At 68.1% G+C, this 20,210-nt stretch carries 18 protein-coding genes; 5 read left to right on the top strand and 13 right to left on the bottom strand.

Annotated elements, in window-relative coordinates:
• Positions 1-133: 133 nt before the first annotated feature.
• On the bottom strand, positions 134-1,021 hold the full coding sequence (locus tag F1640_RS11060) for a zinc-ribbon domain-containing protein (protein WP_194919183.1): 888 nt from the start codon (positions 1,019-1,021) through the stop codon (positions 134-136).
• A 153-nt stretch (positions 1,022-1,174) separates the two neighbouring features.
• Between F1640_RS11060 and ftsE the strand changes: the two genes are divergently transcribed.
• Genes ftsE through F1640_RS11035 form a run of 5 tightly spaced genes read left to right on the top strand, consistent with a single transcriptional unit; the run spans position 1,175 to position 5,465 of the window.
• Positions 1,175-1,954 (top strand): cell division ATP-binding protein FtsE, encoded by a 780-nt coding sequence (gene ftsE / locus F1640_RS11055; protein ID WP_194919181.1) that lies wholly within the window; start codon positions 1,175-1,177, stop codon positions 1,952-1,954.
• Positions 1,951-2,889 (top strand): ABC transporter permease, encoded by a 939-nt coding sequence (locus F1640_RS11050; RefSeq protein WP_223806742.1) that lies wholly within the window; start codon positions 1,951-1,953, stop codon positions 2,887-2,889. Before ftsE ends, F1640_RS11050 begins: the two co-directional genes overlap by 4 nt.
• 50 nt (positions 2,890-2,939) lie before the next feature.
• Complete coding sequence (locus F1640_RS11045; RefSeq protein ID WP_124810529.1) at positions 2,940-3,443, top strand: YdcF family protein; 504 nt, start codon at positions 2,940-2,942, stop codon at positions 3,441-3,443.
• A 17-nt stretch (positions 3,444-3,460) separates the two neighbouring features.
• The gene (locus tag F1640_RS11040) at positions 3,461-4,183 is read left to right on the top strand and encodes a 1-acyl-sn-glycerol-3-phosphate acyltransferase (protein ID WP_255530344.1); all 723 of its coding nucleotides are present in this window, start codon (positions 3,461-3,463) and stop codon (positions 4,181-4,183) included.
• Entirely contained in the window at positions 4,176-5,465 is a 1,290-nt protein-coding gene (locus tag F1640_RS11035) for an NRAMP family divalent metal transporter (RefSeq protein WP_125954388.1), read from the top strand. Before F1640_RS11040 ends, F1640_RS11035 begins: the two co-directional genes overlap by 8 nt.
• Here F1640_RS11035 and F1640_RS11030 read toward each other — a convergent pair.
• The 12 genes from F1640_RS11030 to pheS all read right to left on the bottom strand — a co-directional run bounded on the left by F1640_RS11030 (position 5,448) and on the right by pheS (position 20,188).
• Positions 5,448-6,404 (bottom strand): prephenate/arogenate dehydrogenase family protein, encoded by a 957-nt coding sequence (locus tag F1640_RS11030; protein WP_124810508.1) that lies wholly within the window; start codon positions 6,402-6,404, stop codon positions 5,448-5,450. The two genes, F1640_RS11035 and F1640_RS11030, sit on opposite strands and share 18 nt — an antisense overlap.
• A complete protein-coding gene (locus F1640_RS11025; RefSeq protein ID WP_194919179.1) occupies positions 6,401-7,531 on the bottom strand; it encodes a histidinol-phosphate transaminase in 1,131 nt (376 codons plus the stop codon). Before F1640_RS11025 ends, F1640_RS11030 begins: the two co-directional genes overlap by 4 nt.
• Before the next feature lie 60 nt (positions 7,532-7,591).
• Positions 7,592-9,724, bottom strand: coding sequence for a bifunctional diguanylate cyclase/phosphodiesterase (locus F1640_RS11020; protein ID WP_124810510.1), 2,133 nt, complete (start codon positions 9,722-9,724; stop codon positions 7,592-7,594).
• A 339-nt stretch (positions 9,725-10,063) separates the two neighbouring features.
• Positions 10,064-11,476 carry an ammonium transporter gene (locus F1640_RS11015; RefSeq protein ID WP_125954384.1) on the bottom strand — a complete coding sequence of 471 codons (1,413 nt, stop codon included), beginning with the start codon at positions 11,474-11,476 and terminating at the stop codon, positions 10,064-10,066.
• Between the two features lie 23 nt (positions 11,477-11,499).
• Positions 11,500-11,838, bottom strand: a complete 339-nt coding sequence (locus tag F1640_RS11010; RefSeq protein ID WP_124810512.1) for a P-II family nitrogen regulator — start codon at positions 11,836-11,838, stop codon at positions 11,500-11,502.
• Positions 11,839-12,012: 174 nt separating this feature from the next.
• Positions 12,013-12,744 carry an endonuclease/exonuclease/phosphatase family protein gene (locus tag F1640_RS11005; protein WP_194919177.1) on the bottom strand — a complete coding sequence of 244 codons (732 nt, stop codon included), beginning with the start codon at positions 12,742-12,744 and terminating at the stop codon, positions 12,013-12,015.
• Between the two features lie 55 nt (positions 12,745-12,799).
• Positions 12,800-13,669: an alpha/beta fold hydrolase gene (locus F1640_RS11000; RefSeq protein ID WP_124810514.1), complete on the bottom strand. Its 870-nt coding sequence runs from the start codon at positions 13,667-13,669 to the stop codon at positions 12,800-12,802.
• 80 nt (positions 13,670-13,749) lie between these two features.
• Positions 13,750-15,270, bottom strand: a complete 1,521-nt coding sequence (locus tag F1640_RS10995; protein WP_125954382.1) for a peptide chain release factor 3 — start codon at positions 15,268-15,270, stop codon at positions 13,750-13,752.
• A 57-nt stretch (positions 15,271-15,327) separates the two neighbouring features.
• Positions 15,328-15,723 (bottom strand): hypothetical protein, encoded by a 396-nt coding sequence (locus F1640_RS10990; protein WP_194919175.1) that lies wholly within the window; start codon positions 15,721-15,723, stop codon positions 15,328-15,330.
• The gene (locus F1640_RS10985) at positions 15,720-16,619 is read right to left on the bottom strand and encodes an aldose 1-epimerase family protein (RefSeq protein ID WP_194919174.1); all 900 of its coding nucleotides are present in this window, start codon (positions 16,617-16,619) and stop codon (positions 15,720-15,722) included. Before F1640_RS10985 ends, F1640_RS10990 begins: the two co-directional genes overlap by 4 nt.
• A 66-nt stretch (positions 16,620-16,685) precedes the next feature.
• The gene (gene pheT / locus F1640_RS10980) at positions 16,686-19,091 is read right to left on the bottom strand and encodes a phenylalanine--tRNA ligase subunit beta (RefSeq protein WP_194919173.1); all 2,406 of its coding nucleotides are present in this window, start codon (positions 19,089-19,091) and stop codon (positions 16,686-16,688) included.
• On the bottom strand, positions 19,088-20,188 hold the full coding sequence (gene pheS, locus F1640_RS10975; RefSeq protein ID WP_124810519.1) for a phenylalanine--tRNA ligase subunit alpha: 1,101 nt from the start codon (positions 20,186-20,188) through the stop codon (positions 19,088-19,090). Before pheS ends, pheT begins: the two co-directional genes overlap by 4 nt.
• Between the last annotated feature and the right edge of the window lie 22 nt (positions 20,189-20,210).

Genomic DNA, 20,210 nt, shown 5'->3' with positions numbered 1-20,210 from the left:
GGGGTCCCGTGGGGGGTAGGAGCGGGCCCTTAGCAAAGGGGTTTGCGGGGCGCAACTGCCATGATGCGGTTTTTTCCCGGAGCTTCCGGGCCATCGCCTTCCGATCCACGCCCATCCGCGCCCGCGCGGGGAATCAATCGGGCTTCCAGCCGATTTCCGCGATCTTGGCGTCCCTGGGCACGTCCGTCACCGCTTCGTTGATCGTCACGCTTTCACCAGGCGCGAGCGTTTCCTTGGGCGGGGTGACGTTCCACGTATAGACGATGCGGTCCTTGCCATCGCGCAGCACGATCAGGATCGGCGGCACCGTGCGCACTTCCTTGCCCACGTTCGTCACCGTTCCGCTCGCGCCGAAATATTCGGTGCCGTTGGGCAGAGTGCGCCGGTCCTGCCGTTCCGGCGGGAACGACAGCGCCAGGTCCGATGGCGCGGCGCCGAAGGTGGGGTGCGCCACGGGCAGCCAGTCCGGCATGCCGAAATAGCTCACCGCCCCGATCAGCGCGGCCACCGCCAGCGCGAACGTGACCGCAGCGGCCGTCCACAGCCGCGCGGGGTTGCGGCGCGGGCGGAACGGCGGTTCGTGTTCGAAGCTCGAGAGCATCGACACGAATTCCTCGACTTCCGGCTCGGCCCGCAGGGCGGCGAAGGCCGGCGGCGGCGCGGACGCGTCGCTTTCGTCGAGCCCGTCGTCCTCCGCTTCCGCCGCGATGCTTTGGTCGCCCTGCGGATCGCCATCGCCGGCGGGCGATGCCGCCGCCGGTTCGGGCCGGGGCTCCTCCACCACGGGCGGCTGGGCAGCGGCTGCCTGAGGGGCGGCTGGCTGAGGGGCGGCCGGTTGAGCGGCGGGCGCTGCTGGGGCAGCAGGGGGCCGCAGCATTGCATCGTCGCGCGGGGGCAGCTCCGGCCCCTCCTGGAACCAGCTATGGCGGCAGCGCGCGCACCGCACGGTGCGACCTTCCGCACCGATCGCGCTGTCGGGAACGACATAGCGCGTCGAACAGGCTGGACAGGCGATGATCATAATTGCGGTTAAGCATGGCGAAGCGGATTGAAACAATAGGCGCGCACCCTAGAGAAGGGCGTCCACAGCCTTTTTTCCACATCGATTGACGCGTATAGCCGCTCAGGCTGCGAAAAGAGCGCATTACAGCAATCCGGGGACGCCTGTTTCATCATGACCCAGCCAGACGCCGAGATCGTCCAGTTCGACAATGTCGGGCTGCGCTACGGCACCGGCAAGGAAGTGCTGACCGATGTCAGCTTCACGCTTTTTTCCGGCAATTTCTATTTCCTCACCGGCGCCAGCGGCGCGGGCAAGACCAGCCTGCTGCGCCTGCTCTATCTGGCCCAGCGCCCCTCGCGCGGGCTGATCCGCATGTTCGGCACCGATGCGATCACTCTGCCGCGCGACCGGCTGCCCGGCTTCCGCCGCCGGCTGGGGGTGGTGTTCCAGGATTTCCGGCTGGTGCCGCACCTTTCCGCCTTCGACAACGTGGCGCTGCCGCTGCGCGTGGCGGGCATGGTGGAGAAGGACATCGTCCGCCCGGTGAACGACATGCTGGACTGGGTGGGCCTGGCCGACCGGCGCCACGCCCAGCCTGCCGCGCTTTCCGGCGGGGAGCAGCAGCGCGTGGCGATTGCCCGCGCGGTGATCGGTCGGCCCGAACTGCTCATCGCCGACGAACCGACCGGCAACGTCGATGCGGACATGGCGTTCAAGCTGATCGGCCTGTTCCAGTCGCTGAACGGGCTGGGAACGACCGTGGTGGTCGCCACCCACGATCCGCAACTGATCCGTCAGGTGCCGGATTCGCTGATCATGCGGCTCGACAAGGGCAAGCTCCTCGATCCGACGGGCGCGCTGCGCTATCCCCCCCGACGGTCCGCGCCGGCGGCTGCAGCGGGGGTGGTGGCGGCGGCGGGCCAGCGCGGGCCTGAAAGCGTCGCACCATGAACGTCTTTTCCTGGCTTGGCGCGGCGATGGCCGATGGCCGGCGCGATCGTGCGGGCAACAACGAGGCGCGCCTGCTGCCCGAAGCACGCCTGTCCGGCCCGATGCCCTGGGTGATCGCCATCATGATCGCGCTGACGGTGGTGGCGGCGGCCAGCGGCCTGGCCCTGCGCAACGCCGCGCAGACCGCGAGCGCGGACGTCGAAGGCGGCGTCACGGTCCAGGTCGTGTCCGCCGCGCCGGCCGAGCGCAACCGGCAGGCGCTGGCCGCGCTGGCCACGCTGCGCGGCGCGCCGGGCGTGGTCTCGGCGCGGGTCGTGCCGCAGGAGGAACTGAACGCGCTGGTCGAACCGTGGCTGGGCACCCGCCCCGGCGACGACGTGGAAGCCCTGCCCATCCCCGCGCTGCTCGACGTGCGTCTTTCCGGCCATGCCACGCCGGACCGGATCGCCGCGCTGCGCGCGCGGGTGGCGCGCAACGCCCCGGCCGCGCGCGTCGATGCGCAGGCGGGCTGGCTGACCCCGGTCTTTTCCGCGATCCACGCGCTGCAATGGCTGGCGGGCGGCTTGATCGCGCTGCTGGCGCTGGCCACCGTGGCCGCCGTTCTGCTGGCCTCGCGCAATGCGCTTGGCAATCATCGCGATACGATAGAGATCGTGCACATGCTGGGCGGCACCGACAACCAGATCGCGCGGATCTTCCAGCGCAGCATGGCGATGGACGCGGCGGCGGGCGGCATTGTCGGCCTGCTGGTGGGCCTGATCGTGGTGGTGCTGCTGGGCCGCCAGTTCGCGGCGCTCGGCTCGGGCATGACCACGTCCGCCGGGCTGCTGTGGAGCGACTGGATCGTGATCGCCGCGATTCCGCTGGCTGGCGTGGCGCTGGCGGTGGTGACGGCGCGTGTTTCGGTGCTGCGCAACCTGAGGCGCATGCTGTGAGGCGGCTGCGCAAGCCTCCCGGCCTGTTCCGGCGCATCGCGTCGCTGACGATGCTCGCCTGGGTGCTGGGCTTCCTGTGGTTCGCGCTGCTGCTGCCCCAGCCGGCCGACGACCGCACCACCGACGGCATCGTCGTGGTGACCGGCGGCGGCGGTCGCATCCCGCGCGCGCTGACGGAACTGCGCGCCGGCCACGCGCGCAAACTGCTGATCGCCGGGGTGGACCGCGAAGTGAAGCCGGGCGAATTCGCGGCCGAATACGGGGTGGAGCCGCGCCTGCTGCAATGCTGCATCACGCTAGGATACGATTCGGTCGACACCCGCTCCAACGGGCTGGAAGCGGCGCGCTGGGTGGCGGCGCAGCGCCTGCATTCGATCCGCCTCATCACCACCGACTGGCACATGCGCCGCGCCGCGTTCGACCTCGCCGCCGCATTGCCCGACGATATCGTGATCGTGCGCGATGCCGTGCCGTCGCGCCCTTCGCTGCGCATCCTGTTCCTAGAATACAACAAGCTGCTTGCCCGCATCGGCGCATGGGCCGCCGGCTGGTAACAAGGACAAGCGCCACCATGACGTCTCCGATGGCACCGCCGCAACCACGCGGCAGCATCCTCGATATCCCGCGCAGCCTGGCGTTCTACCTGGTGTTCTACACGGGCACGGTGTTCCTGGTGATCTGGGTGGCGCTGATGATGTCCGTCTCCGAACATCGTTTCCGCTCGGCCATCCGCAGCTGGGGCAAGTATCACCGCGCCTGCTGCCGCTATCTGCTGGGCATCCGGCGCGAAAGCAACGTCGCCCACCCGCGCGGCGGCGTGCTGTACGCGATCCGGCACGAATCGTTCTACGAGGCCATCGAGCTGCCCGCCACGTTCGATACGCCGGTCGTCTTCGCCAAGATGGAGCTTATGCGCCTGCCGCTGTGGGGCAAGGCGGGGGTCCGCTATGGCCTGATCGGGGTGGAGCGCGATGCCGGGGCAAAGGCCCTGCGCACGATGCTGACGGAGGCGCGCCGGCTGATCGCCAACGGCCGTCCGCTGGTGATCTTTCCCGAAGGAACGCGCGTGCCGCACGGTTCGGCCGCGCCGCTGCAATCGGGCTTCGCCGGCCTTTACAAGCTGCTGAACCTGCCGGTGATTCCGGTCGCGGTGAACAGCGGCCCGCTCTACCATCGGCTGTGGAAACGATCGGGCACCGTCCGCTATCACTTCGGCGAGGAGATTCCCGCCGGGCTTCCCCGCGACGAGGTGGAGGCCCGGGTTCTGACGGCGCTCAACGTGCTGCATGACTGACGCCCCCGAGCCGCCCGAAGAAGCCGGCGAAGAAGCGCCGCCCCGCCGTTCCCCTCTCGCGGTGCTGGGGCCGGGTCTCGTCACCGGCGCGGCCGACGACGACCCCAGCGGCATCGGCACTTACAGCCAGGTCGGCGCGCAGTTCGGCTATGGCATGGCGTGGACGCTGCTGTTCAGCCTGCCGTTGATGACCGCGATCCAGGAGATTTGCGGCAGGATCGGCGCAGTATCGGGGCGGGGCATAGCCCACAACCTGCGTGACCATTACCCCCGGCCGCTGCTGCGCGGCGTGGTCATGCTCCTGCTGATCGCCAACGTCATCAACCTGGGTGCCGACCTGGGCGCGATGGGCTCGGCGCTCACCCTGATCCTGCCCGGCCCCGACATGCCGTTCATCATCGGCTTCGGGCTGCTCAGCATCGCGCTGGAAGTGTTCGTCAGCTATGCCCGCTATGCCAGCATCCTCAAATGGACCACCCTGTCGCTGCTGTCGTATTTCGCGGTGGCGGCCGTGGCGCACGTTTCCTGGGACGATGCGGCCCGGGGCGTGCTGATCCCGCACCTGGCCTTCGACAAGGCCAGCGTGATGGCATTGGTGGCGGTGCTGGGCACCACGATCAGCCCTTACCTGTTCTTCTGGCAGGCCGGGCAGGAAGTGGAAGAACAGCGCCGCCGCCACACCAAGCCGCTCTGCGTGGCGCCGCGCACCGCCGGCGCGGAGCTGCGCCGCATCCGCATCGACACGCTGGTGGGCATGGTCTTTTCCAACCTGACCGCGATCTTCATCGTCATCGCCACGGCGGCAACGCTGCACCGGGCAGGCATCACCGAAATCGACAGCGCGGTGCAGGCCGCCTCCGCGCTACGGCCGCTGGCCGGAGACTTCGCCTTCGTGCTGTTCGCGCTGGGCATTGTCAGCACCGGCCTGCTCGCCATTCCGGTGCTGGCCGGCTCGGCCGCCTATGCCGTCGCCGAAACCTTCGACTGGAGCGAGGGGCTGGATCGGCGCCTGCGCGAAGCCAAGGCGTTCTATGCCGTGATCGCGCTGGCCACGGCGGCGGGCATCGCGCTCAACCTTCTGGCGATCGATCCGATGCACGCACTGTACTGGGCCGCGGTGGTCAACGGGCTGCTGGCGCCGCCGCTGATGGTGGTGACCATGCTTATCGCGCGCAATCCGCGCGTAATGGGCGCCTTCGTCATCTCGCCGGCGCTGGCGCTCGGCGGCTGGCTTTCCACCGCCGTGATGGCGGCCGTGGCCCTGCTATTCCTGCTGGCCTGACCGTCGGTCCGTGCCCTCGTCGTGAACGCGGCCGAAATCGGGGCGCGCATCGTCCTGGCCCTGCTCGATGATCGAGCGGCGGATCGCGCGGGTGTGGGTGAAGTGGTCGAACAGCGCCGCGCCATCGCCGACCCGGATCGCTTTCTGCAGCCCCATCAGATCCTCGGTGAAGCGCTGGAGCATGTCGAGCACGGCATCGCGGTTGTTCAGGAACACGTCGCGCCACATCGTCGGGTCCGACGCGGCGATGCGGGTGAAATCGCGGAAGCCGCCGGCCGAATACTTGATGACCTCGCTCTGCGTCACCGCCTCGAGATCCGACGCGGTGCCGACGATCGTATAGGCGATCAGGTGCGGCAGGTGGCTGGTCACGGCAAGCACCAGATCGTGGTGTTCGGCATCCATGATATCGACGCGCGCGCCCAGCGTTTCCCAGAATGCGGCCAGCCGCGCCAGCAGCGCCGGATCGGCATCGGCGGGTGGCGTCAGGATGCACCAGCGGTTGCGGAACAGCGTGGCGAAGCCCGCGTCCGGCCCGCTCTGCTCGGTCCCGGCAACGGGGTGCGCGGGGATCACCGCATGGCCCGGCAGCGCGTCCGCCAGCGCGCGCGCCACGCTGGCCTTGCTCGACCCCACGTCGGTCACCAGCGCGCCGTGCGGCAGGTCCGCCGCGAGTGCCCGTGCGGCAGCACCCATCGCGCCCACCGGCACGCACAGTACGACAAGGTCCGCTTCGCGCACCGCCTCGCCCGCGCTTTCGGCGATCGTATCGCACAGCGCGATCTCCCGCGCGCGCCGGCGCACGGCGGCATCGGCGTCGAAGCCGCTTACCGTGGCATCGGGCGCGTAGGTCTTGACCGCGCGGGCGACCGATCCGCCCAGCAGGCCCAGCCCGATCACCGCAACGTGGCGGAACGGCGCGGGCGCGGACGTCGTCACTTCGCCGTCTCGCACATCTGCCGCAGCGCGGCCGCGATCTCGTCCATCTGCGCTTCGGTGCCGATGGTGATGCGCAGCGCCTGCGGCAGCCCCTGCCCCGGCAGCCAGCGGGTGATGTAGCCGTGCTCCATCAGCCCCAGATAGGCCGCCTCGGCGCTCAGCGCGCCTTCGAACAGGATCAGCACGAAGTTCGCCTCGCTCGGCAACGGACGGATGCCGTGGTTGCCCAGCGCGTTGAGCGCCGCCACGAACTTCGCGCGCTGCGCGGCATTGTGCCGGCGCGATGCCTCCACGAAGCTTTGGTCCGCCACCGCTGCCAGCCCGGTTGCCTGCGCCGTCAGCGACAGGTTGAAGGGGCCGCGAATGCGGTTGAGCATGTCGACGATCGCGGCGTCGCCCGTCGCCCAGCCGATGCGTTCGCCCGCCAGGCCATAGATCTTCGAGAACGTGCGCGTCACCAGCACGTTCGCCGCGCTGGCCGCCAGGGCAAGCGCGCCATCGTCATCCTCCGGCGCGACATATTCGGCATAGGCCTGGTCGATCACCAGCAGCACGTCCGGGCGCAGCGCGGCGTGGAGCCGGGCGATCCCTTCGCGCGGCAGGAAGCTGCCCGTGGGATTGTTGGGATTGGCGAGGAACACCACCCGCGTCCGCTCGGTCACGCAGGCCAGTAGCGCGTCGACGTCGGTGCCATAGTCCGCGTCCGGCGCCACCACCGGCACCGCGCCGCACCGGCGCGCGGCGATGTCATAGACCGAGAAGCCATAGCGGACGTAGACGATCTCGTCCCCCGGCCCGGCGTAGGCCTGCGCCGCGATGTGCAGCAGTTCGTCCGAACCGGTGCCCATGACGATGCGATCGGCGGAAATGCCGTGCAGCGCGCCCAGCGCGGCGCGCAGATCCTTGCTGTCGGGATCGGGATAGCGCGAAGGTTCCCCCGCGCCGTGCCCTGCACCACCACGCGCCGCGAGCACGGCCGCGCTGGTGCCCAGCGGGTTCTCGTTCGCCGAAAGCTTGATCAGCGGACGCCCGTCGGCCCCGGTGGACTTGCCGGGAACATAGGCGTGGATCGCCTTGATCCATTCCTTGGGTTGCGGCCGGTCCGGGGATGTCTGCGCGTCTGCCATGATGCGCCGGGCATTAGGCGGCGTGGACAAATTCCGCAACGGGTAGCCCGCGCCTGCCGTTCAGGCCGCCTCGGTGCGCAGGGCGGCTCCGTTCCATTCGCTCGCCAGGCTGAACGCGGGCAGCATGACGCGGCCGTCGTCGCTGCGGGTGATCAGCATGGGCCCGGCATGGCCCGGCGTCTGGGTCAGGCCCGCCGCCGTCAGCGCATAGGGCGAAACGCGATGGCGCGTACACAGCCCGCCATTGCCATCCGCCACCATTTCCTGTTCGAACTCAACACCCTGCTGGTGCTTGCGCGAACGGCGCACCGTGGCGATGACCAGCTGGCCGTCACCCAGATCGAGCACGAATTTCGTGCCCAGTGGCACGTCCACCATGCCCTCGATCAGCGCGCCGGATACCGACAGGTTGCGCAGCACGATCGGATAGTAGTGATCTTCGTGGATCGCGCCGATCCGGCGGAACATCGCCTGCCGGTCATGCCGCTGCCGCGCGGGTCCGGACGGGGCGATGATCCATCCATCGCCATCCAGCCGGGCCAGGAAATCCTCGTTGGTGATCGCGGGGCTGTAGATGAAGCCCTGCACATGGCTGACTTCCAGGCTTTTCATCAGATCGAACTGGTCGAACGATTCGACGCCTTCCGCCGTCGTTTCCATGTCCAGCGCCTTGGCCAGCGCCACGATCGCGGCGATGATCGCGCGGTTGCGCGATCCCGACCCCGTCGCGCCGCGCACGAAGCTCTGGTCGATCTTGATCTTGTCGAACGGCGCGGTCTTCAGATAGGCGAGCGAGGAATAGCCGGTGCCGAAATCGTCGAGCGCCAGGCGAACGCCCAGATCCTTCAGCGCCCGGAACATCGCGTCGGTGGTCCCGCCTTCCTGCAGGAACACGCCTTCGGTGATTTCCAGCTCCAGCCGGTCGGGCTCCAGCCCCGACGACGCCAGCGCACTCGCCACCAGCGCGGGCAGCGACGAATCCGCGAACTGGATGGGGGAGACATTGACCGCCACGCGCGCGTCGCCCGGCCATGAGGCCGCGTCTTCACACGCCTTGCGCAGCACCCATTCGCCGATGCGGCAGATCAGGTGTGATTCTTCGGCGATCGGGATGAACCGCGCGGGCGAAATCCAGCCCTGCTCGGGATGATTCCAGCGCAACAGCGCCTCCATCCCGACGATCTGGTTTGACGTGGCTTTCACGATCGGCTGGTAGTGCAGTTCGAGCTGGCCTTTCGGCAGCGCGTCGATGAGGTCTTCCTCCAGCACGCGGCGATCTTCGGCCGCCTTCAGCAGATCGTTCGAAAAGAAGCGGAACCGGCCGCGCCCGCTGCCCTTGGCGGCATAGAGCGCGAGATCGGCGTTGCGCACCAGTTCCTCGCTGGCCTGCCCGTCGAACGGCGCGACCGCCACGCCCACCGACGCGCCGATGGTGCAACGGCTGCCTTCGATCGAATACGGCTGCGAGATGCTGCTGATGATCGAGGTGGCCATGTCTCCCAGCACGCCGCGATCTTCCTGATCGGGCAGGATGACCTGGAACTCGTCGCCGCCCAGGCGGCAGACCTTTTCCTTGTCGCCCACGATCTTCACCAGACGATCGGCCACCTGCTTGAGCAGCGCGTCACCGGCGGCGTGGCCCAGCGTATCGTTGACCTGCTTGAAGCGGTCGAGGTCGATCAGCATGATCGCACAAGAGCGCCGCTGCAGCGCGTAGGCGGTCAGCGTGCGTTCGAGCACTTGCGTCATGCGCCGGCGGTTGAGCAGCCCGGTCAGCGGATCGTGCATGGCCAGCCGCGAGCTTTCCTCGGCGGATTCGCGCTCGCCGGTAATGTCGGCGCAGTGCCCGCGAAAACCCGTGAAGGTATTGCCATCGCTCTGCGGTTCGCCCGAGATCGACCACCAGCAGCCCCGTCCCCCGGCCTCGCTCCGGGCGATCACGCGCTCGAAGCGGCCCCGGCGGGCCAGCGCGAAGGACAGCGCCCGCTGGCTGTCTCCTTCGGCTTCGCGATCGGGCGGCAGGAACAGCTCCAGGAAGGGCCGGCCAATGAGGCCGTCCTCGCCGCCGCCGAGCAGGGCCTGCGCGGCGGACGACATGTAAGTCAGCCGCCCCTCGCCATCGGTCGTCCAGAAACTGCCGAGGCCCAGATCCTCGTAAGCGAAACAGAGAGCCGCCGCATCCCCTTGCGACATGCGCCGCGCCCGGGAGTTTCCTTCCCCCGCACCGGACCGACGCCCCAACAGACTTCTTAGCTTGTTGCTGCCCACTACGTAGTCTTTCGTATGCTCTGGGTGTTGAGCCGAAGTGACCTCAGTATCGACCAGCGGTTGCAAAGCTCTTAAGCGCCGCGCATTTTTCCGACGGTGGACCTTTCCGGGCGCCTGTCGCGCTCTCCTTTTGCGCCAGACAATAAAAGAGGCCGGAGTGGGCTAGCACTCCGGCCTTAGTCTGTTCGCAGGAGGAACATCGTCTGGCGGGGTCGGGGGAGAGAGGGAGAGGATCACACCCCCCGCCCCGCCAAGCTCGGTAACTCAGTAGTTGTAGGCGCGTTCGCCGTGCTCGGTGATGTCGAGGCCTTCGCGTTCGGCTTCTTCGCTGGGACGCAGACCGATGGTCTTGTCGAGGGCGAAGAAGAGGATCGCGGAGACACCGCCCGAGAGGACCAGCGTCAGCAGCACGGCCTTGATCTGGGTGAAGACCTGGGCCGCCATGTCGTACTTGCCGGCAACGGCGGGGAACACGGTGTAGTCCACCCAGCCCTGGCCGCCGAACGCCGGGTTGGCGACGATGCCGGTGCCGATCGCGCCGACGATCCCGCCGATGCAGTGCACGCCGAAGACGTCGAGCGTATCGTCGTACTTGAGCGCGTTCTTCACGGTCGAGACGAACAGGAAGCAGATCGGCGAGACGACGAGACCCAGGATGATCGAGGTCATCGGCGCCGCGAAGCCGGCGGCCGGAGTGATCGCGACGAGGCCGGCGACGGCACCCGAGGCGGCACCCAGCATCGAAGGCTTGCCGTGCTTGATCTGCTCGACGATCGCCCAGGAAACGGCGGCGGCGGCCGTGGCGACGAAGGTGTTGATGAAGGCGAGCGCGGCCAGGCCATTGGCTTCGAGGTTCGAACCGGCGTTGAAGCCGAACCAGCCCACCCACAGCAGCGAGGCGCCGATCATGGTCATGGTCAGCGAGTGCGGCGGGGTGGCTTCCTTGCCATAACCCACGCGCTTGCCGATCACGAGGCAGCCGACGAGGCCGGCGATGCCCGCGTTGATGTGAACGACGGTGCCGCCCGCGAAGTCCAGCGCGCCCCAGCCATAGAGCAGACCGGCATCGGTCGGCGCATCGGCCAGGAAGTCAGGACCGGCGAAGTACCACACCATGTGGGCCATCGGGAAATAGACCAGCGTCAGCCACAGCACCGTGAAGATCATCAGCGGCGTGAACTTCACGCGTTCCGCGAACGCGCCGACGATCAGCGCCGGCGTGATGCAGGCGAAGGTCATCTGGAAGATGACGTAGGCATATTCGGGAATGTAGACGTTGTTCGAGAACGTCGCGGCGTAAGTCGAGGCCGAAACGCCGGCCAGGAACATCTTGGAAAGGCCGCCGAAGTACGGCGAACCGCCGGTGAAGGCCATCGAATAGCCCCAGCTCACCCAGCACAGGGCGGCGACCGACACGATCATGAAAACCTGCATCAGCACGCTGAGCATGTTCTTGGTGCGGACGAGACCGCCATAGAACAGCGCGAGTGCGGGAATGCTCATCAGGAGGACGAGCGTGGCCGAAAGCAGCATCCAGGTAGTGTCACCCTTGTTGACCATCGTGGCCATCTGCTCGGCGGTCGGCGCCTTGATCGGGCCGGCCTGTGCGAAAGCGGCGGTAGAAGCGAAGAGCGATACGCCCACGCCCGCAACGCCACTGATCATCTTACGGATCATATGGGTTCCCCTCGTGTCGGAAATCAAAGCGCGGTGTCCCCGGATTCACCGGTGCGGATGCGCGTGGCGGAAGCGAGATCCAGAACGAAGATCTTGCCGTCGCCAATCGCTTCGGTGCTGGCGGTCTGCTGGATCGTCTCGACGATCTGCGGAGCGAGGTCATCGCTGGCCGCAATCTCGATCTTCACCTTGGGCAGCATGTTGGTGGAGTACTCGGCGCCGCGATAGATTTCGGTTTGCCCCTTCTGCCGACCGAAACCTTTCACTTCCGACACCGTCATCCCTGCCACGCCCAGAGCCGACAGTGCTTCACGCACTTCGTCCAGCTTGAACGGCTTGATGATGGCGATGATGAACTTCATTCACGCCCCCCTTTCCAGGCCTCTACGCCGGGCGACCCGCCGGCGAGATTTCTCAAAGCAAAGGGCGTGCCATTTACCGAAAGTTCAGGAATCCGAGGATTTTTGGACGCAAAATCCGATAGCGCGGCCACGATCAGCCCGAATCTTGTGCAAATCGGACCTTTTGCCTAATTTTTAGGCAAACCGCAGCGCCAGGCGCGCCCAAACGGGCAGATGATCGGAACCGACCGCCGACAGCGCGCTGTGGTGCACGCCCAGGTCTTCCACCTGCCATTCGCCGCTCACCACGATCCGGTCGAGCTGGGCCACCGGCCGCCGCGCCGGAAAGCTGCGTCCCGGTGCAAGCAGGCGCCAGCCTTCCTCCAGCCCGCGAAAGGCGCCGCGCGCCGCCGACCATTCGTTCATGTCACCCATCAGCACGGTGGGCGCCGCGCCGGCGCAGCGCTCCACATGATCGCAAATCGCCTGCAACTGGTGCCGCCGGCGCAAGCCCGACAGATCCAGATGCATCCCCACCACCCGCAGGCGGGCCTGCCCCACGCGCAGGTCCGCGCAGATCGCACCGCGCGGTTCCAGCGTCGGCAGCGGCACCGCGCCCACCGCGTCCACCGCGATCTCGCGGCGCACCAGCAGGACGTTGCCGTGCCAGCCGATGCTCGCCGGGCGGGCGCCACCGCCGCGTCCGGTCATCGCCCCGTTCGGGGCGATCGGGCGCCAGGGGCTGTGCTCGAGGATTGCCTGGCGCGAAAGCACCGCCTCGCGCGTGCCGAACCGGCGATCGGCTTCCTGCAGCGCGATCACGTCCGCGTCGATCTCGCGCAGGATGCCCAGGATGCGATCGGGATCGCGGCGCCGGTCCAGCCCCACGCCCTTGTGGATGTTGTAGCTGGCGAACGTAAGCCGCACCGCCGGGGCCGCAGTCAGCGCAAGGCGTTGAGCGCCGGCACGACCGGACCGGCGATCACAGGAAGTCCTTCAGCGTCTTCATGAAGCGGCCGAACTGGTCGTGGTGCAGCCAGTGCCCGGCGTTCTCGAACTCGATCACCGTGGCGTCGCGGAAATGCCGGATGCGCCCGTCGCGCTCGGGGTTGCCCGCCCACGAATCCGCACCATTCAGCAGCAGCGTGGGACAGGTGATCGCTTCCCACAGCTCGTGCTTGCGCTCGTTGCTGATGTCGAACGGATGGTCGAGATGGACGTAGGGATCGAACTTCCAGGTGAACGTCCCGTCCTCGTTGCGGTTGATCCCGTGCTTGGTCAGGTGCCGCGCCTGCTCGTCGGTCAGATAGGGGTTTTCCGCCTTCATGCGCGCATAGGCGTCTTCCAGCGTGGGATAGCGGCGCGGCAGGCGGCCGGCGGCCTTGCGCTTTTCGGCGATGTATTCGCGGATGCGCCGCGCGAAGGGCACGTCCTTCATCCGCATTTCCCATTCGGGCGTGGGGAAGATGCCCTCGATCGCCACCAGCTTGCGCACGTCTTCGGGAAACAGACCGGCATAGCGCAGCGAGACGTTGGCGCCCCACGAATGCGAGACGATCGTCACCGGCGCCAGGTTGAGCTGGTGGACGAGCTGCGCCACGTCATAGACCATGTCCATGGTGCGGTAATTGCCGTCGGAAACCCATTCGCTGTCGCCGTGGCCGCGGTGGTCCATGGCGATGACGTGCCAGTCCTCGCGCAGGGCCTCGGCCGTCCAGTCCCAGCTGCGGCAATGGTCTCGCCCGCCGTGGATCAGCAGCAGCGGCGGCTTTTCCGTGTTGCCCCAGTCGACATAGTGCAGCCGCAGCCGCTGCGAGACGAAGCTCTGCGAAGTGGGTCCCAGCAAGTCCATCCTTCCCTCCTGCCTTTTCGTTGGGTGCAGTGCAACAGGAGACGCGCCGGAAGTCCACCCTTATGGGCGGCTGCCGGCGGCTATCTTTCCTTGGTCGCGGAAAAGGCCAGCTCGGGGTTGCGCTCCTGCTGGTAGCCCACGTCCCAGGCCGAGCGCGCCAGGAACACCGGATCGCCATCGCGGTCCTTGGCGAGGTTCGACAGGTTGAAATCGGCAAAGGCCTTCAGCGCCTCGGGCGAGCCTTTCAGCCAGCGGGCGGTGTCGAACGGCGAGGGTTCCAGCACCGCTTCCACCTTGTATTCCGCCTCCAGCCGCGAAATCAGCACATCTAGCTGGAGCTGGCCGACCACGCCGACGATCCACTGCGCGCCGATTTCCGGGTAGAACACCTGGATCACGCCTTCTTCGGAAAGGTCGTCCAGCGCCTTGCGCAACTGCTTGGTCTTGGTCGGGTCCTTCAGCGCCACACGCCGCAGGATCTCGGGCGCGAAGTTGGGCAGGCCGGTAAAGCGCACGTCGTTGCGTTCGGACAGGGTATCGCCCACGCGCAATGTGCCGTGGTTGGGAATGCCGATGATGTCGCCGGCTTCCGCCGTATCGGCAATCTCGCGGTCCTGCGCGAAGAACAGGATCGGGGAATGGACCGCGATCGGCTTGCCGAGCCCCGACGGAGTCAGCTTCATCCCACGCTTGAACGTGCCCGAAACCATGCGCATGAACGCGATGCGATCGCGGTGCTGCGGGTCCATGTTGGCCTGCACCTTGAACACGAAGCCGGTCACGTCGGGCCGCTCCGGCGTGATCGTGCCCTGCTCCGACGATTGCGGGCGCGGCGGCGGCGCGTATTTCGCGATCGCGTCGATCAGTTCGGCCACGCCGAAGTTCTTGAGCGCCGATCCGAAAAACACCGGGGTCAGGTCGCCATGGCGATAGGCTTCGAGATCGAATTCGGGATAGCCCGCCTGCGCCAGCTCGATCTCCTCGGCGATGTCGTCGGGAATATCGGCGGCCGGCTCCACCTTGCCCAGGAATTCGCGGCTGTCGCCCTCGGGCCGGCTGATCTGGTTGGTGGCGAGGTTCAGCACGCCCTGGAACAGGCCGCCCATGCCGATCGGCCACGCCATCGGCACCACATCGAGCGCCAGTGCATCGGCCACTTCGTCCAGCGTCTCGAATACCGAGCGGCCTTCGCGATCGACCTTGTTGACGAACGTGATGATCGGCACCGAACGCATCCGGCACACTTCGAACAGCTTGCGCGTCTGCGGCTCGATGCCCTTGGCCGCGTCGATCACCATGATCGCCGAATCGACCGCGGTCAGCGTGCGGTAGGTATCTTCCGAGAAGTCCTCGTGGCCCGGCGTATCGAGCAGGTTGAAGACGATGCCGTCCTTCTGGAACGTCATCACCGAGGACGTGACCGAGATGCCGCGCTGCTGCTCGATCTTCATCCAGTCCGACCGCGCGCGCCGCGCCTGCCCGCGCGCCTTGACCTCGCCCGCGAGATGGATCGCGCCGCCTTGCAGCAGCAGCTTTTCAGTCAGCGTGGTCTTGCCCGCGTCAGGGTGCGAAATGATGGCGAAGGTGCGGCGATTGGACATGGGATGCGCCCCTAGCCGAGGGGCCGCCCGGCGTCCATCGTCCAGCGGGCCAGGACGCTAACGCTGGCCGCCCAGACAGGCTTTCAGCGCCGCCGCTTCCCCGGCATCGAGCGCGCGACCGCCTTGCGCCGCGATTTCAAGGCGCCGCCGCGCGCCCTGATCGATCACGTCCACGCGCAGGGTCCGCGCCGCGTTCCACGCGCGGCGGTGCCCTGCCGTCTCCGGTACGGCGCTCCAGCCGCCAGCCAGCGGCACGCGCTGCATCATGCAGCCTTCGAGCTGCGCCGCCGCCAGCGCCGAATTGGCGAACAGGACGTTGCGGATCTCCGTCTCCTGCCGATGCCGGCCGTAGGTGCCGGCGAAGACCAGCAGCGCCGCCAGCACGCCCAGCAGCAGTATCCACGTCCGTCTGGCCGAGCGCGGCGGCGCGGTTTTGGTGGTGGCCTCGCTCACGCCGCCCGCACCGTCACGTCCATGCGAAAATGGCGCCGCTCGCCCGGCGGCAGCAGCACCATGCCCGGCCGCTCGCGGAAATCGCCGGCGAAGCCCACCGCATCGGCATGGCCCTGCCACGGTTCGATGCACAGGTAGTTCGCCCCCGGCTTCTGCCACAGCCCCAGCATCGGCGTGTCCGGAAACGCGATGTCCAGCCACGATCCGCCGTCCGCGCCATAGCACAGCGCCCGGCTGGCGAGGTCGTCCCAGATCAGCGCGTCATCAGCGAACAGATCGGGCGAAAGCGCCAGCTCCCGGCCCTTTACCGGGGTGGCGCGCGGTTCGGGGGCGACCAGTCCGCTGGCCGCGTCGAGCACGCGCAGCGCGGCCGGCTCGTCCCGTTCGAACACCACGCGGTGCGCCGCCTTCGCCGCGCCGCCGGGCAGCGGCCAGGCGAAGGCGGGGTGATAGCCGAAGGCAAACGGCAGCGGCCGGGCGCCGGGGTTGGACACGGTGGCGGTCATGCGCAGTGTCGCGCCGTCCACCACGAAGGCCATCTCCAGCACGAAGGCGAAGGGATAGACCGCGCAAGTCGCCGCGCTGTCGGTCAGGCGAAAGGTGACGCGATCGTCGTCCCGCGCCGCCAGCTCGAACGGCATCCGCCGCGCGAAGCCGTGGCGCGGCAGCGTGAAGGTATCCCCATCGATGCGATAGCGGTCCCCCGCCAGCGCCCCCACGATCGGGAACAGCAGCGGCGCGTGACCGGTCCAGAACGCCGGATCGGCATCGGTCATGAACTCGCGGCCCTGGGCATCGCGCAGCGACCACAGTTCCGCGCCCAGCGGATGGACCCGCGCGGTCAGCGCGCCAGACGCGATGGTGACGAGGTCTTCGGGTACGGGATTTTCAAGCATGGTCCCTCACGGCAAGCCGTCCTCCTGCGCAGGTGCAGCATGGCGGCTTGCGCGTGATCTGTCGACCTATCCGCGCAGCACGCCGCCCAGTTTGCCCGCCGCCGCAACCACCTTGTCGGCAATCGCCTTGAGCGCGGCATCGTCGTAGCTCTTCTCGCCCGGCTGGAGCGTTACTTCCACCGCCAGCGACTTCTGCCCCTCGGGCACGCCCTGGCCGCGGAAATCGTCGAACAGCCGCGCCGCGACGATGTTGGCCTTGTCGGCCCCCTTCACCGCGCGGACGAGGTCGCCCGCCGGCACGCCGGCAGCGACCAGGAAGGCGAAATCGCGCGTCACCGCCTGCAGCGCGGGCGGCGCATAGTGCGGCCGGGCGAAGCCGGACGCGGCCTTCTTCGGGGGAATGCGATCGAGGAACAACTCCACGGCGGCCACCGGCCCGTCGAGATCGAAGGCCTTGGCGGTCGCCGGGTGCAGGATGCCAAAGCGTGCCAGCACCGTCTTCGGCCCCAGCCGTAGCGTGGCCGACTGGCCCGGATGGAACTGCGGCCCGGCCTCGCCCATGACCTGCAGGTTGTCGACCGGCGCGCCGGCTTCGGCCAGCAGCGCCAGCGCCTCGGCCTTGGCGTCGAAGGCATCGAAGGCCTGCGCCTTGCCCGTCTTCCAGCCGCGCGGGGTCTTTTCCCCTGCCAGCACCACCACGAGGCTCAGCTTCTCGTCGCTCGCCCCGGCCTCACCGCGCAGATAGCGGCGGCCGATCTCGAACAGGCGGACCGACGCCGCACCGCGATCGAGGTTGCGCCGGGTCGCCGAAAGCAGGCCCGGCAGCAGCGACGGGCGCATCGCCTTGAGGTCTTCCGAAATCGGATTGGCCAGCACCCACAGCCCGCCATCGCCTTCGGTGAAATGCTCCGCCTCGCCTTCGGGCAGGAACGACCAGGTGACCGCCTCGTTCAGCCCGCGCGCCGCGGCGGCGCGGCGCATGCGCCGTTCCACGATCTGCGCCGGCGTGGCTGTGGGCTTCGCCACGCCGTCCGCGCGCGGCAGCGGCGTGGAAGGCACCGCGTCCAGCCCGTGCACGCGGATCACTTCCTCCACGATGTCGGCCGCGCCATCCACGTCGGGGCGCCAGGTGGGCACGGTCACGGTCCAGCCGGACCCTTCTCCCGCCGCCGCCTCGAAGCCCAGCGCGGCAAGAATGCGGCGCTGTTCATCCTCGGCAACCGCCACGCCGCCCAGCCGGCCAGCCAGCGCAGGATCGTAGGCCACGGTCTTGCGCGCCAGCGGCGGCGCGCCCACGCGCAGCACCTCGGACGCTTCGCCACCACAGATGTCGAGGATCAGCCGCGTCAGCAGCTCGATCCCGGCATCGAGGAACGCCGGGTCCACCCCGCGTTCGAACCGGCCGCGCGCATCACTGGTTAGCGCCAGCGCCTGCCCGGTGCGGGCGATGCGCGCCGGATCGAAATAGGCGACTTCGAGCAGGACATCGGTGGTATCGTCGGCGCAGCCCGAATGCTCGCCGCCCATGATGCCGGCCACGTCGTGCACGCCCGCCGCGTCGGCGATCACCGTCATCGTCGAATCGAGCGTGTATTCCTTGCCATTGAGCGCGACGACCTTCTCGCCATCGGTGGCCCGGCGCGCCACGACCGCACCGTTCAGCTTCGCCAGATCATAGGCGTGCGCGGGGCGGCCATAGGCGAGCATGACGTAGTTGGTCACGTCCACCAGCGCCGAGATCGGGCGCTGGCCGGCGCTCTTGAGCCGGTCCTGCAACCACTGCGGCGAAGGGCCGTTCTTCACGCCCCGGATCACGCGGCCGTAAAACGCGGGGCAGCCTTCGGCGTCCTCGATGCGGATGTCCACCGGGCACGCGAACGCGCCAGCGACGGGCGCAGCATTCACGGGCTTCAGCGTGCCCAGCCCCGCGGCGGCCAGATCGCGCGCGATGCCGTACACGCCCATGCAATCGGGCCGGTTGGGCGTGATCGCCACGTCAAACACCGGGTCCGACCCCAGGTAGTCGGCAAAGGTCGCGCCCACCGGCGCGTCGGCCGGCAGTTCGATGATGCCATCGTGTTCCTCGCCAAGGCCCAGCTCGCGCGTGGAACACATCATGCCGTTGGATTCGACGCCGCGAATGGCCGACTTGCGCAGTTCCATGCCATTCGCGGGCACGACCGCGCCAGGCAGGCCGAGCACACCGACCAGCCCCGCGCGCGCATTGGGCGCGCCGCAGACCACCTGGAGCGGCGCGCCGTCTCCCACATCGACCGACAGCACCTGCAGCTTGTCCGCCTGCGGATGCTTTTCCGCCGTCAGCACGCGCGCGATGCGGAACGCGCCCAGCGCGGCGGAGGCATCCTCCACGCCTTCGATTTCAAGGCCCAGCGCGGTCAGCTTGCGCGCGATGGCATCGGCGTCGGACCCAGTATCGAGGTGGTCCTTCAACCACGAAAGCGAGAACTTCATGCCTTCACCCCCACGCCGCCGGAAAGCGTCGGCACATCGAGCGCGCCGAAACCGTAATGCCGCAGCCAGCGCACATCGCCATCGAAGAACGCGCGCAGATCGTCCATGCCGTATTTCAGCATGGCCAGCCGGTCGACACCGGTGCCGAAGGCGAAGCCCTGCCATTGATCGGGATCGAGCCCGCCGAATTCGATGACGCGGCGGTTGACCATGCCCGAGCCCAGCACTTCCATCCAGCCGCCGTTTGCGACGTCACCGCCGCCGCCGACCACGCGCTTGCCGTTGATCACGGTGTAGCCCACGTCGACTTCCACCGACGGTTCGGTGAACGGGAAGTAACTCGGGCGCAGGCGCAGCACGATGTCGTCGCGCTCGAAGAACGCCTTGAGAAAGGTTTCCAGCGTCCACTTCAGGTGACCAAGGTGGATGCCCTTGTCGATCACCAGGCCTTCGATCTGGTGAAACATCGGCGTGTGCGTGGCATCGCTGTCGCTGCGATAGACGCGGCCGGGCGCGATCACGCGCAGCGGCGCGCCCTGTTTCAGCATCGCGCGGATCTGCACCGGCGAGGTATGCGTGCGCAGCAGCATGGCGCGCCCTTCCGCATCCTTGTCGGGGAAATAGAAGGTATCGTGCATCGCCCGCGCCGGGTGCGTTTCGGGCATGTTGAGCGCGGTGAAGTTGTGCCAGTCGTCCTCGATCTCTGGACCGGACGCCACCGCGAAGCCCATGTCGGCGAAGATTTCCGCCAGCTCGTCCATCACCTGGCTGACCGGATGGACCGATCCCCTCGGTGCTTCGGGCGCGGGGAGCGAAAGGTCCACCGTCTCGGCCGCCAGCCGCGCATCGAGCGCCGCTGCCTCAAGCGCGCCCTTGCGCGCGGCCAGCGCGGCGGTCACCGCCTCGCGCGCGGCGTGGATCTTCGGGCCTTCGCTCTGGCGCTGTTCCGGGGACATGCCGCCCAGCGTCTTGAGCAGGGCGCTGACCCAGCCCTGCTTGCCGAGCGCGGCTACGCGGATCGCCTCGACCGCTTCGGGCGTTGCGGCGTCCGCGATCGCGCCCAGCGTTTCGGCCTGCTGTTGTTCAAGCTGTTCCATCGCCGGTGCCGCTAGCGCCAAA

Origin of the sequence: Novosphingobium sp. NBM11 (assembly GCF_015390225.1) — a bacterium.
In the GTDB taxonomy this organism is placed as follows: domain Bacteria; phylum Pseudomonadota; class Alphaproteobacteria; order Sphingomonadales; family Sphingomonadaceae; genus Novosphingobium.
This window is presented reverse-complemented; position numbering and strand designations above follow the sequence as displayed.